The following is a 14,723-nucleotide window of genomic DNA, read 5'->3' as shown; positions in this document are numbered from 1 at the left end:
CCTGAATTTATTCCTTCACCTGTAATTTTTCTTCATCTTTTAATTCATGATAAAATGCATCCAATATACCCACATAATTTTTATTCCATGGCTTTTGTTTGCCACAGTAATGCAGGATTACTGCATTCTCGCGTACCCATGTTCTATCTATCTTCTCATGGTTCGGTTCCATATTATAAAATGCTATCATTCTGTCACTTAAATTATACCGCATGGTATCGATCAAACCGATATGTGTACCATACAGTGCAGCAATGATATCCTGATCCGGTAAAGTCAATGTCTTTCTGTGTTCTTCCACAAATGTTCCCACTTCGTGAAAATCCTGTTTTTTTCTCAAAACATCCAGATTCATTAATATTACGCCCGTATTGATATATGGAACCTTTTCCTCTATTCCCAGTCTTAACCGGTTCATCTTATTTAAGAACTTTCTGATATGTGTACAAGCTAAAAAATAGTTATCTTCAAAATCCATCTCATACAGTTCCTTCAATGAACGAATGACAATTATATCCGCATCAAGGTACAGGATCCGATCCAATGTCTCCGGTAATAATGCAGATGCATATATTCTGTAATATATCTCCATCGGATAACGGTCTGTCTCCGGAAAATTCATATCTTTACGATACTTCATATCGATAAAATGAAATGTTACGGAATTCCCCTCTATATCTTTGTCATATCGTTCCAACTGTTTCTGATCATTCAGATCAAGATCAGAATGAATCACATATATATCATACCCACCTTCTGATGGGAAACGGATAATTGATCGTACACAATCATCCAGATGTTCCATAAAGCCCTTATTAATCGTAAATAATAAATTCATTTCATATACCTCATCCCATGATATTTTACTTCCGGCTTTTTACAATTTACTACTCTGAATATCTCCGGTCAATCCATAATTTCTGAATCGCGTGCAATAATTCTGTACCTTTATTTAAAATCAGATTAAGGCACACCAAAACTGCCGGCAGATAAAAATCTGCCGGCAGCCGTCTATTTTAGATCCCCAAACCTCAAACTTCTTTGGAATCCTTCCATGCCGCATTTACGCTTCATGAATTTATTTTGTTTTTACTGCCACCGCATTGCTCCAGTCTGAACAGATTTTTGTTGTCTTTCCATTCTTCTTCACATTCTTATAAGTACAGATCCGCACATAGTACTGTTTCTTTGTACTTAACTTTGTAATCTGTTTACTCTTTGCCTTATTGGAAGATACTGTTGTCAGAATCGAGCCTTTAAATGACTTATTGGTAGAACACTGAATGATGTAGCCACTGGTGTTCTTCGTCTGCTGCTTCCAGTTGACCGTAACCTTTGCCTTTCCTGCCTTTACGGATTTGACCGTTGTTCCGGCAGGTGCGATACGAAATGTCAATGTCTTCTTGCCACTATATTTCTTACCCTTTAACTGAACCGTGACTTTATAGCTTCCGATCGATTTCCTTCCACTTGCATAGGTCACTGTATAGTCCGTACCATTTTTCAGTTTTTTACCCTTGCTGTCCTTTACCGTGACAGTTGGCTTCTTCGCTTTCTTATCATATGTATAAATGCTCTTGCTAAGCTTTACACTGCTGATCTTATTGATCTTCTTTGTAGATAAAGTCTCGCCACAGGACTTGCATTTCGTTACAAGCTTTCCATCAACACTAAAGGTTGCTTTCTTCTTTACACTCTGAGCCTGCTCCTTATGCTTGCATCCTGTCGTTTTCTTTGCTGTCAGATGATAGGATGTTCCTGATACATATATGTTCACATATCCCTTGATCGGCTCTCTTACATAGGATGCTGTATATCCGCTTCCCTCTTTGCCGAGATTATACCATTCATCCTGTGTAAGAATTACATTGTCGGAAGAAGGCTGACCGATATACCAGTCTTCTGCTCCTCCGTTTGAATCAGTGATCGATCCTATGCTGATCAGGTCACTTTTTACATAAGATATCACACCATTCTTAATATCAAGCTCAAATATGCATTTCTTACCGGTCTTATCTTCGATGTATTCCTGCTCACCTGAGGATTTACTCTTATAGGTATATGCTGATATCTCCTCCAAGGTTTTGTAATAGCCCATGTTCGATGGGTTAAATGCGGAATATCCATGTTCGATCTCATGTGCATAATAGAGATTCAAAGATTTGCAGTAGATCAGTTTATAGATATAATAGCTGGTATCATACATGTCTATCGCATATTTAGAATTCGCATCTCCATCCTTCATGTACACCTCAAATACAGAAGGCTCATCACTCAGACATACAACACGATGCATAATATACCGGTCTGTATATGCCGCCTCCGTCTTTAAAGTTTTGTCTGTGTCTGCATCGACACAGTTTTTATATTTCTCTGATATCGAGTTTACATAAAACGGCATCTTATCCGTTCCGGCGTAGACATCTACAACTGCCTTTCCGCTTACCTTGAGAACGGCTTTTGTACCCTCCGGCTGCATGGTAATTCCACAATTTTTTTCCTTGTTCTTATTAATCGTCAGAGTACCATCACCAAGAATCTCAACAGATCCGCCATAACCATAGCCCCATACAATAAGACTCTTGATCTGGTTATCACCCACCAGCTTGATCTTGAAGTCATCCCCCATCTCATTTGCCTCGATTGACATCGTTGGGTGTTTATAATTCGTAAGCGTTAAGGTATTCGTCTTCTTATCATAAACTGCCCCTTTTACAGTCTCTGCTTTTTGTGAACCTGTAACATATACAAAATGATTTGTATTCGTTCCGCCCCCCCGATTATAAATATTGATATACGCTGCACTATACTCTCCTGTATTTGGTCCGTTTGCTGCCTGTACGGTCAGCACACATCCAACCCACATACACAAAACCGCCAGCATCAGAGATACCTTTTTGAAATGTTTCATACCCATTTCCTCCTTTCATGGTTATACTATGCCATGAAGTATATCTGATAAACCGGCGGTTTATAAGTTTACATTTGTTCTTTTTTATATTTTAGTGCAATATCGTCACATAAATCCATTCAAAAGTAAGTTTTTATTAACAGGACTCACATCCTCCAGGATTGATCATCATATAGGCTTGAATCTGATCCTATTTCATAGGATGATCTCATTTATTTATACCTTTATCGGTTTCTCCACGCATAATAGAACTGGATCAAGCCGATCCTTGACCTTGTATCTGTCTTTTCATTCAGCGATGAGATATGCTTATAGAGCGCGGTTCTTGAAATATACAGCTTTCCTGCAATATCCTGCACACTTTCATCCGATTCCAGAAGTTCTCTTAACACTTCCTGCTCTCTGTCTGTCAGACGATATTCCTCTGCAAATCGGGCAAAATAATCAACAGCGTCTGTACCGCCCGACTCTTTTATCACATTTTCCGATTCAATACCGTGTTTTCCTGAAACCGAATCAAATACAGAACCCGTTGTTGCAGATGCAGATTCCACCGTAAGCCCATCCATATCTTCCTTACGTTCAAATCGTTCCTCTATGATATTCACGCGAAGCTGACTGCTGTAAATGAACATCGCAATACTGATCATCACAAACAAAATAAGGATCACGATGCTGGCAAGAAGTATAGGAGATAATCCCTCGCCGCTTCCGCTTCCGTTTCCATTTCCATCTGCATTTACCGACATGGCATACGGCAGCATGGTTGAGATAAAGCCGACGATACCCGCTCCGATATTATTAATAGCTCTGCCGAATCCTGCCCATAATGCAGGGACTCGCGTATAATAAGATACTTCCATAAAACCGGTTGTGAAGAACACAACGAAAAATCCTGCTGCCGGATAGAACACAAGCAGTCCCGCAAGGATCGAGCCACCTATACCGATCAATAAGATACAGAGCACGGATAAGACCGTCACACAGTACATGACCAGACTCATATATCTGCGTTTCTTCAGATCAAATAAAATTCCCGCAAGGATTCCACTTAAAGCCAGCAGAAGCCTCGGCCATTCACCTACATCGATCGCACCCTTTGCATGATAGTAAGTAACAATGTTATCCAGAGCCGCAAATATGAATGTCATTAAAAGGACACAACAAACCAGTGCTCCACAGGTAAGTCCCGGATGGATCGAAGCATTATTCTGCACCTCCACCTCATCCTCTATCTTAAAACAATCTACAAGTATTACAAAGATCACAACAAATATCAATAGCATAGATGCCTGAATCCGATTGTCTGTGATCAGATTATTATTTATAAACTGAAGCAGCAGGCCTGCCGCATAAGCAGTTCCAACCATCAATGCCATATGATTGCTGTTTTTCAGGATATCCGCTGCCTGATCATGCACCTTACTGCCATACATACCCGCAAACAAAAAGAACACGCAACCCCAGATCAACAAACTCCGTTCCGATCTGTTACCTGTCATCATCCAAATACTTAACATACAGATCACTCCTGAAATAATCTGCATAACCATTCCTTGTCGGCTTCCCCGATAGTGTTTCAAAATCGGATAGACCAGAAATCCTGCTACACTGACTGTAAGAATAATGCTCTGTGCCCATATGACCCGACCTGCAGGTACCAGTTCCGCCATCCGATCATCAAAGAAATATTCCGTTCCCAGAAATAAAAAATTAAAAACTGCCAGTCCTGTTATGGCCAATATATAATTTCTGTATTTTCCCTTTTGATTCTTCTGCCCGGACATATATACTTCCCCATTATCTTTATAATTGTTTCATTTGTTCCCTGTCTTCCAATATTCCCCCAGCGTAAACTATTCTGTTAATGTACTACGCCCTGTCCTCAAGATCAAATGTAATTTTTGTCAAATATGTCTCTTTGTTTTCTTTTTGCAACCGTTCCGTCAGTTCCCGCACGATATTCTTTTCCTGCCCCTGCCATTCCGATGGAACAACCATATCAAAAACAAGTTCTTTCTTTCCCTCATGAGTGTGTACGCGGAAATCATGGATTGTTATTTCTGTATCTATTTGCTGCAGGATAGTAAGTACCTGATGGTGTATCTGATCAAGCTCTGCATCATCTGTGATAACCGGATCGTAATGAATGACCATATGCACACCAAATCGGTTCAGGCATTCCCGTTCGATGCGGTCAATCTCATCATGACACACCATTGGATCGATCTTCTTATCGATCTCTACATGAATACTTGCATACTGTCTGCCCGGACCATAATCATGTACCAACAGGTCATGGCAGCCAAGTACCAACGGACAGCTGCTTATATATCCAATAAGCTGTTCCCGCAAACCGGTATTTGCACCTTCTCCAAGAAGCGGAGAGATTGTATCCTTTGCAAGCGAAATTCCGCTTACAATGATAAAAACAGATACCAGCCCACCCATAAGACCATCCATTTTCCATCCGCTGATATGTTCTACAACTGTTGCGGCAAGAACCGCAGCTGTTGTCAGCACATCATTTCTGCTGTCTGCGGCTGCAGCAAATAAGGTATTTGACTGAATCTTATCTCCCGTCTTACGATAAAAAAACATCATCCAGAGTTTTACCAGGATCGAACCGATCAGCACAATGATCATCAGCATGGAAAATTCGATCGATGCCGGATGGATCAGCTTGAGTACCGATGTCTTTGCCAATTCAAATCCGATCACAAGGATCATAGCAGCCACAACCAGACTTGCCAGATATTCAAATCTCGCATGTCCGTATGGATGTTCTTTGTCTGCCGGCTTCTCTGCCAGCTTAAATCCGAGTAATGTTACAATGGAGCTTGCTGCATCTGACAGATTGTTCAATCCATCTGCAATAATTGATGTAGATGCGGCCAACTTTCCGATCACAAGCTTGCTGCCTGCCAACAGCAGGTTACACAATACCCCTATGAAACCGGTCATCTTACCGACCGCTGCCCTTTTCTTAGAATCCTGATTTTCTTGTGCCATAATAGTTACCTCCGCATATATAAGATAACTTTATGCAACGCAATTAATAATCTTTCCATCAGATCAATAGAATTATCTCTGACCGGCTGTAGCCGGAATAATAAAAAACCTGCGGAACAAATAGTAACTACTGTCCCGCAGATCATAAATTCATTCTTTATCTGCTGCCACCCTGTGTGGCCCGGCCCTGTGGTCATCCCACCGCCTGCTCAGTTTGTACTGTAGATTGATATGCAGTGCAAAAAGTATTGATACATTATAGCATGCGGTTACCCATACATCAAGTGCCGGTTTCTGATATTTTGAAAGATGATATTTTGAAGGATCTGCCACCGGAAATCTGCTTCCGACGGCTATCCTTATTTGTACTCTGTATTACTTGGATGCGGCAGGATTTAATTTCTTGGTCTTGATCTCATCCTGAAGCATTGCAAGGAATTCATCCATAGGAACAGTTGTTGTCTTCTGCTCACCATGAAGTCTGTAGCTGACAGTCTTATCATTTACCTCATTCTTACCAAGGATGATCAGATACGGAACCTTCTCAACCTGAGCAGCTCTTACACGATAGCCAAGCTTCTCTGCACGTTCATCGATCTCGACACGGATGTTGTTATCATCTAAGAAATCATACAGCTCATGTGCATATGCATTTAATTCCTCATCTTCATTCTTTACAGGAAGGATTCTGGCCTGTACCGGTGCTAACCAAAGTGGCAGATTTCCCTTTGTCTCCTCCAGAATGTATGCCATGAAACGATCTAAGGAACCAAGGATTGCTCTGTGAAGAACGACAGGAGTCTTCTTTGTACCATCCTTATCAATATATGTCAGGTTGAATTTTGCAGGAAGACAGAAGTCAAGCTGGCATGTAGATAATGTATATTCATTTCCGATCGCCGGCTTAACATTTACATCAAGCTTTGGACCATAGAATGCTGCTTCACCGATCTCTTCCGTGTATTCGATACCGATATCATCCAACACTTTACGGAGTGCGTCCTCCGCTGTATTCCACATCTCATCGTCATCATGATATTTCACCTTATCCTCAGGATCTCTTAATGACAGAACACAACGATAATCTGTGATATTGAAATCCTTATAGGTGTCGAAGATCAAGTCAACAACCTGCTTGAATTCAGATTCGATCTGCTCCGGTGTTACAAACAGATGGGCATCGTTCTGACAGAAATGTCTGCCTCTCTCGATTCCTTTTAAAGTACCACTGGCTTCGAAACGGAAATCATGTGCGATCTCGCCGATACGAATCGGAAGATCTTTATAGGAATGCATTTTGTTTGCATAGATCATCATATGATGCGGGCAGTTCATTGGACGAAGCACGAAAGACTCACCCTCAACTTCCATTGCAGGGAACATATTGTCTTTGTAATGATCCCAGTGACCGGATGTCTTATAAAGATTTACCGTACCAACACAAGGAGTCATAACATGACGGTAGCCAAGCTTTCTTTCCTTGTTCTTGATATAATTTTCAAGCTCCTGCCATACGATATAACCCTTTGGAAGGAACATAGGAAGTCCACGTCCAACCAGATCATCTGACATGAACAGATTCATCTCTTTACCGATCTTTCTGTGGTCACGGTCTTTTGCTTCCTCCAATAACTTCAGATGTTCTTCCAGTTCTTCTGCTGTAGGGAAGCATACACCATAGATTCTCTGCATTACATGGTTCTTGGCATCACCCTTCCAGTATACACCGGAATATTTTACTAACTTGAAGTTCTTACATAATTTTGTGTTATCAACGTGTGGTCCGCGACAGAGATCTGTGAAATCTCCCTGATCGTAAACTGTAATATTTCCATCCTCTAAGCCTTCGATCAGATCCAGCTTGTAGAAATCATCCTTGAACATTTCAAGTGCTTCTGCCTTTGTAACTTCACGTCTGTAAATCTTCTTGCCCTCTTTACAGATCTTCTTCATTTCTTTTTCAATAGCTGCGATCACATCATCGTTTACAACATCATCGCCAAGGTCGATATCATAATAGAAACCTTCTTTTACAACCGGTCCAACCCAGAACTTTGCATGTGGATACAAATGCTTTACGGCCTGTGCCATAACATGGGCGCAGGAATGATTGAGAGTATTTAATCTCTCGTCTGCTTTAAAATCTACCATTTTCTTATTTCCTTTCTTTTACCTGAAGTGACATCCCACCCGATGGTACAATGTCCGATAATTATTTGTACAGGAATCATTCTGTTTCTTTGTCTATTGCACAAAAAACGCCCCTGTACAGACGTTTTTTCATCTATACAAGGGGCGATTATAATTCTTATATCGCGGTTCCACCCTTTTTATTTCCTGTGGAAATATCTCATTCATGATGATAACGGAATCACCGGACCGGATTAGGGCCGCTCAGAGCTGGTCTTCCTGAATGACTCCTCTAAGATACTTCCACCAAATGTATCTCTCTCTGTAGATTCTTCGTTCAGTACTGTTCTCATCAACACGTTATTCAAAGTATATTTCAACTGTTCCGCACTGTCAAGTAGCTTTTTCCGGTTTTATTATCATTTTTTTCTTATTGAATGATCTAAAGATTTTCCGTTAATACCTAAGACTATGGTCTCTGTCCAAGTCCGCCTTCCAGAGTGATCGTCTCTCCTGTCATATATTTGAAATCAGGGGATGCAAGCTGTACACATACACGTCCGATCTCAAGCTCTGAATCACCGAAATGACCCATCGGAGGTGTATGAACATTCTTGTCAAATGCATCCGGATATGCATTCTTGAACTGTTCTAACTGTGCTGTCCATGCAAGCGGGCAGATGATATTTACATTTACGCCATCCTTTGCCCATTCTGTTGCTGCAACTCTTGTAAGTCCACGAATTCCTTCTTTTGCTGCTGCATACGCACACTGTCCAAAGTTACCGAACAGTCCTGCACCGGATGCAAAGTTGATAACGGATCCCTTGCTCTCTTTCAGATATGGATAGCACGCTTTCATATAATAGAAGGTTGCATACAGTCCGGAATATAATGCCAGATTAAACTGATCTGTTGTATGGTCAGCAAGCGGAACACCGGATGCCGATGCCTGTGCATTATTAACCAATACGTCGATACTGCCAAATGTATCGATCGTCTGCTTTACAACATTTGCAACAACTGCCTCATTATCCGCACCGGCAGATACATCTGCTGCAACAGCCAGAACCTTTATACCATATAAGCGTTCCAGTTCTTCCTTTGCATCTTCCAACTTCTTCACATTTCGTCCTGTGATCACGACATTTGCGCCTTCTTTTGCATATGCTGTAGCGATACCGTAACCGATCGAACCACATCTGCCATCACTTAATACGGCACGTCCTCCACCTGTGACAATAACTGTTTTACCTGTTAAAAATCCCATTTTCTGTTTTCTCCTTATATTATTTGAAATCCGATACCTTCAAACTGCTTTCCGGCCTTATACAAATGTCCCAGTCCGTTTGTATCATATATAATGCTCATTATCTTCTATATCTTTCGATCATATCCTCCCACTGACAGCCTGCTTTCAAATGCACTCTGTTCTAATGGTTTATCATACAGATAGCCCTGTGCATGGTTACAGCCAAGTTCCAGAAGAAATCTTGCCTGCTCCTCCGTCTCAACTCCCTCGGTTATGACATTCAGATTCAACTGTCTTGCCATCTGAATGATACTCTTAATAATGATCTGATCCTGTGTTGAAAATGCCTCATGATTGATAAATGACCGATCGATCTTAATCTCGTTTACCGGGAAATCCCGAAGAACACTCAAGGTCGAACAGCCTGTACCAAAGTCATCAATTGATGTCGCAATACCTGCTTCTGACATATTCTTGATAAAGTCATACAGATCCTTCTGTTCACTCGCTTCTGTCGTCTCTGTTACTTCTATGATGATATACTTTGGATCAATATCATACTCTTTTATGATCCTTATAATTCGTTCCGCCAACATCCGTGGATCATGCCCAACCCCGGAAATATCATTTCTCGATATATTCACAGATATCGGAACAAGCTTATACCCTTTCTCAATCCATTCATTTATAGCCTCACAGACCCGCTTCAGAATATACAGATCCAGATGAATGATAAATCCATTCCTCTCCATGGTCGGAATAAACCGAAATGGTTGTATCACTTCTCCGTTATGAATCCATCTTGCAAGTGCCTCTGTACCTACGATCTGACCTGTCCGGATATCAACCTTCGGCTGATAATACACCTGAAATTCCCGTTTCTCCAACGCCTCAGGAAGCATCTGTTCCATCCGCTGAACATCTACTGTTTCTTCCAGCATCTTGTCCGTTAAAAACGCATACGGAAGCTTGTGCTGTCTGGCATAACTGACGGCAATCGACAAACCATTCATAATATTTCCGGGATCTCTGTCCTTTGCCGTTATCTCATAGGCACCTGCCGCTGCCGCTATATATACCGGAACGACCCGTCCCATATACTTTGCTGTTACCTCAACCTTTTCCAGAAGATGAAGGAACTCTGCCGTTCTGCTTTTCTTGACCAGCGCCATGAAATTATCTCCGCCCAGATGCGCCAGTGTCTCGTCCTCTGCCAGCCATTTTCTGACAGCGACTGCATAACGCTTGATCATCAGATCACCTTCTGCACCACCATACTTATAGCTGAGCAGTCCAAAGCTTTTCAGGTTAAAATAAAAGCCGTTGTACTGACAGATCGTCTGATCCTGCAAATGCTGCTGTATGATCCTGACAAAGCCTGCACTGTTAGGGAGCATCGTGATCAGATTACAATACGAATATTCTCTTGTCTTACGGATCAGTCTGGATCTCGTCACATGAAGATATAAAACCTCAAGGAGAAGAGCTATATCTTCTTTTTCTTCCTCGCTCCATTCTACATTTTCATATGGGAATGCCGTAAGCTCACAATATCCGTTTTCTACCGCTTGAAATGTCTTCTGATATTTGCCTTTCTCGGAATACAAGCCATCCCCGGCATAGAATACATCATGACGATCTTCATCCTGTACAGATTTGATATCTGCCTCAATGTGCAAATGTCCCGCTACCCTGCCGATCTTAAGCCGCTCAGCCAGAGGTTCGATCGCCTTTTTGAATCCATCAAATGTATTCTCAAACTGTAGTAATTCCTGTACATACAGTTCTATATCTTTTTTCTTAATTCTCTCTCTGATATCATCCACTGTCACGGGTGATCCTCCCTCTCATCTTTACTACTCTATACACCACAAAACTATTATTTTACATACAAACAATCATGTGTTTATTATAACATGCTTTTCACTTTTATGGGAAAAAAGATAGTTTTTTGATAGATTTTGAACAGGTTGGAAATCACATGACAGGCGTTATTTCTTATATGACAAATATACAGGTGTTACAATTACCACCATGAAAATAGAATACCTGTAAGCGGTGACAACACGATCATGATCATGGAAAATGTAAAAGATTCCATAGAGATCAATGTTGCCCTCTGTTCCGAAGGGAACATATTCTGAAGTATCGTATTTGTTCTTACCTGTAATGCATCATCACTAAATGCCGCAATAAATCCACCTAATGTCATAATCACATAATTACCAGAATGTTCCACTGCTATACCAAGAAGAACAAGGAATCCGGTTAATACAAATACTGTTCTGTACCGTAAACGATCACACAACAGAATCACCCTTGCTCCAAGGATTCCTCCAAGTTCCATAATAAAGAGTGCCATTCCAAGCAAGGCATTTGGGATTCCACTCTCCGGCAGCTTAGCCTGTAAGAAAAATAACAGTAAAATATCCCCTGCTCCTACCAGCGAATTTACCAACATCAAAACTATTGCTCTCCTTGCATCCTTTAGAAACTGAATACTTTCCCACCAGCAGTCAACCAATGCACGGACAATTGTATTTGCCTTATGATCCCTGTGTTCTCTATGTTCCCATATTCTATTTAAAACAAATATCTGAACCAGACACATTAAAATATCCGTTCCATATGCGGCTCTATAACCAATGTATAACGCAAATCCTGCACACAAAGTTGATATTCCATTACACAAACGGTATATACTCAACTGATCTGATTCATATTTTGCATAATAGGATTCTTCTCCATAGATTTTTAAAGAATCATATGCTAAAGCATCTCCCGATCCTGATGAAAAATTGTAACTCATCGCATGAAGTGCAATAGACAGACATATCGTAAACAAATTCCCTGATGCGATCATAACAACATTTGCAATCATTCGTAAAATACTGCTCACAATCAACATATTTTTTCTTCCAAATACATCCGCAAATATTCCTGACGGTATCTCAAAAATAATGCTGGTTACATGAAAGACCGTTTCCACAAAACCTATTTCGACCAAACTATATCCTCTGGCAGCCAATATTGCCACCCAAGCCCCTGTTAAAGATAAATTTCCAAGGACGGATGATGTGTATAAATATCCTATTTGTTTTCTAATTGTGTTCATAAAAAAATCTCCTTATCTATTTTTCTTAAATGGATAAGGAGATAGTGTACTTTTTTATTACGTTTTATATCATTGTTCTGATATATGACTTGTTCTAAAAAAAGGCGCACTATCCCCGTAAGGAACACATGTATAACCTTTTTTCAGTTGTAGATTTGTCATTTTCCAGAACATAATCTTAATCCTTTCAATATCAACTCATAGAATTGTACGGTTAGGATAGCATATCCTGCCTTCATTTGCAAGGGTATAAAAACTCACTTTATTCGCAGCATTACCGAAAACTGCTTATCTTTTACCTCTGCTGAAACCACATGCCCCAGCTTATCGGCCAGGCATTTTACAACATATAAACCAAGTCCTGCGCCTTCCTCCCGGCGGGAATTGCCACGGTAGAAGGCGTCAAATACATGGTCGATATCGATCTCATTGTCAGCCTCTATGTCATTCGTGAATGTAATGGATACTCCGTCCGCATCCTGTTGTAAGCAGACGCTGATTCTGGTATCCGCATATTTTCTGGCATTAGAAAAGAAATTTGTAAATATCCGGTTCAGCACTTTCTCGTTGCTCTGAACCCAGACTACACTTTCCGGTATGTCAAATGCTGCCTGAATCCCGGACTCCTGAATCCATTCATACTGCTCCAGCACAAGTGCTGTCAAAGTTCTTGCCACATCTATATTCCTGATGTCAATGGCTTCATCCTTTGCCTCTGCATAAGATACCTCAAAAAATGCATCCGACAACACACGGAGATACTCTGTCTTTGCGATCGCGATATCCAGATATTCCATATCCCGGTCGTCTATGCGTCCACCTTTTTTCATCAACTGCAGATATCCTTTTACTGCTGTAAGGGGTGTTCTGAAATCATGAGAAATGCCTGCGATCACATTTTTCAGTCTGGTTCTGTCCTGCTCCAGCGCACGGTTTCTCTCCTTGATCTGATCCGAATAATCATTTAACGCTTTTGCAAGAGCTACGATGTCACGATCAAAATATTCCACATGGATCTCCTGATCCACTCCTCCATGCAAGCGTTTCTGAAGCTTGGCTGCAAATATCCGCATCTGTCTTTTATATTGTATCAAACGTATAAAAAGGACTGCTGCCAGTAAAAGCAACAGTCCTGAAATTATGATATACCATTTATCCATGTATACAAATTCTCCTCAGGCTATCAAAGATCCAACACCCTAATTGAACCATCTTTTCTTATAGCTATTATATGATAACACATATGATTTCTATGTATTCCCGGTCGTCATATTTCTTTATCTTTGTCCGGTTTCCGCCATATATTCACAGATGAGATGATTGATCTCTCTGTCATCTTCAATCACAAGTAGCTTTGGCATATTGTTTCTCCATAAATCGTTAGTTTTTACATCTAAGCTCTACGCACACAACCTCCGGATAATTGAACAGGCGAACCGGAATTATGCTGTTGCCAAGTCCCCTGCTGACTATCATTTCTGTATCTGCGCGGTTATATTTTCCTGATGTGTATTCCGGTAAAAATCCCTGATCGGGTGCAACGATTCCCCCGACAAATGGAAGTCTGATCTGTCCTCCATGTGCATGTCCGGTCAAGACAAGATCAGCTCCGGCATTTGCATAGTTCTGAAGGTACTGTGGCTCATGCGCAAGTACGATGGATAATTCATTTTTCTGCTCCTGAAGCAGATTCTTTAATGTCTCATCACTTAAGTGCTGATCATCTAACCCTGCCAACATAAAAGAGGAATCCCCTTTTTCAATGCAGACGGCTTCATCATCCAGATCACATGCTCCGGCAGCAAGAATCCCCTGCATCATCTGTTCATTTTCCGATGGCTCAAGCCAATATTCATGGTTGCCGGTCACATAATATACCGGTGCGATCTTCACTGCTTCTTTCACAAATGCTACCGCACGTTCCACATTTGTATGATTAGAATCCACCAGATCCCCGGTAATAACAATGATATCCGGCGAACAGCTTCGTATGGTTTCTAACAGCTTCTTATTCTCTTTTCCAAATTCAGCGTTGTGTAGATCCGATATCTGTACGATCCGGTATCCATCGAGATCTGCGCCAAGCTTTTCTGATTCATATGTATATGTGGTAATTACCAGATGCTTATTCTGAAACAGGCAAAACGGAATCAAAATAATGATTATAAGCATCAGAATGATAATCTTTTTGTGTGGTATTTTTTTCATCTTCATCTATTCACGGTCACAAATAACCGCTCCCATCTTTTATCTATCGTCTTTACCCTGCGATACTTCCTGCCTATAATATTTTGATACAAAAA

General features: G+C 40.9%; 10 protein-coding genes and 1 riboswitch. All 10 genes read right to left on the bottom strand.

Annotated elements, in window-relative coordinates:
• Positions 1-7: 7 nt before the first annotated feature.
• The 10 genes from DWW85_RS00840 to DWW85_RS00790 all read right to left on the bottom strand — a co-directional run bounded on the left by DWW85_RS00840 (position 8) and on the right by DWW85_RS00790 (position 14,634).
• Complete coding sequence (locus tag DWW85_RS00840; RefSeq protein WP_117807181.1) at positions 8-838, bottom strand: glycosyltransferase family 8 protein; 831 nt, start codon at positions 836-838, stop codon at positions 8-10.
• Between the two features lie 240 nt (positions 839-1,078).
• Entirely contained in the window at positions 1,079-2,911 is a 1,833-nt protein-coding gene (locus DWW85_RS00835) for a hypothetical protein (protein ID WP_117807180.1), read from the bottom strand.
• A gap of 224 nt (positions 2,912-3,135) precedes the next feature.
• Positions 3,136-4,698, bottom strand: a complete 1,563-nt coding sequence (locus DWW85_RS00830; RefSeq protein ID WP_117807179.1) for a helix-turn-helix transcriptional regulator — start codon at positions 4,696-4,698, stop codon at positions 3,136-3,138.
• Positions 4,699-4,783: 85 nt separating this feature from the next.
• Positions 4,784-5,923, bottom strand: coding sequence for a cation diffusion facilitator family transporter (locus DWW85_RS00825; RefSeq protein ID WP_117807178.1), 1,140 nt, complete (start codon positions 5,921-5,923; stop codon positions 4,784-4,786).
• 128 nt (positions 5,924-6,051) lie between these two features.
• Positions 6,052-6,146: riboswitch (NiCo riboswitch) on the bottom strand.
• A 152-nt stretch (positions 6,147-6,298) separates the two neighbouring features.
• Positions 6,299-8,074, bottom strand: a complete 1,776-nt coding sequence (gene thrS, locus DWW85_RS00815) for a threonine--tRNA ligase (protein ID WP_021944954.1) — start codon at positions 8,072-8,074, stop codon at positions 6,299-6,301.
• Positions 8,075-8,522: 448 nt separating this feature from the next.
• Complete coding sequence (locus tag DWW85_RS00810) at positions 8,523-9,323, bottom strand: SDR family NAD(P)-dependent oxidoreductase (protein ID WP_008402696.1); 801 nt, start codon at positions 9,321-9,323, stop codon at positions 8,523-8,525.
• Positions 9,324-9,430: 107 nt separating this feature from the next.
• Positions 9,431-11,137, bottom strand: coding sequence for a bifunctional diguanylate cyclase/phosphodiesterase (locus DWW85_RS00805; RefSeq protein ID WP_117807177.1), 1,707 nt, complete (start codon positions 11,135-11,137; stop codon positions 9,431-9,433).
• Positions 11,138-11,331: 194 nt separating this feature from the next.
• Entirely contained in the window at positions 11,332-12,420 is a 1,089-nt protein-coding gene (locus DWW85_RS00800; protein ID WP_008402700.1) for an MFS transporter, read from the bottom strand.
• Positions 12,421-12,677: 257 nt separating this feature from the next.
• A complete protein-coding gene (locus DWW85_RS00795) occupies positions 12,678-13,580 on the bottom strand; it encodes a HAMP domain-containing sensor histidine kinase (protein ID WP_008402701.1) in 903 nt (300 codons plus the stop codon).
• Positions 13,581-13,800: 220 nt separating this feature from the next.
• On the bottom strand, positions 13,801-14,634 hold the full coding sequence (locus DWW85_RS00790; RefSeq protein ID WP_021944956.1) for a metallophosphoesterase: 834 nt from the start codon (positions 14,632-14,634) through the stop codon (positions 13,801-13,803).
• Between the last annotated feature and the right edge of the window lie 89 nt (positions 14,635-14,723).

Origin of the sequence: Clostridium sp. AF17-21AC (assembly GCF_003461365.1) — a bacterium.
GTDB classification, from domain to species: Bacteria; Bacillota; Clostridia; order Lachnospirales; family Lachnospiraceae; genus Coprococcus; species Coprococcus ammoniilyticus.
This window is presented reverse-complemented; position numbering and strand designations above follow the sequence as displayed.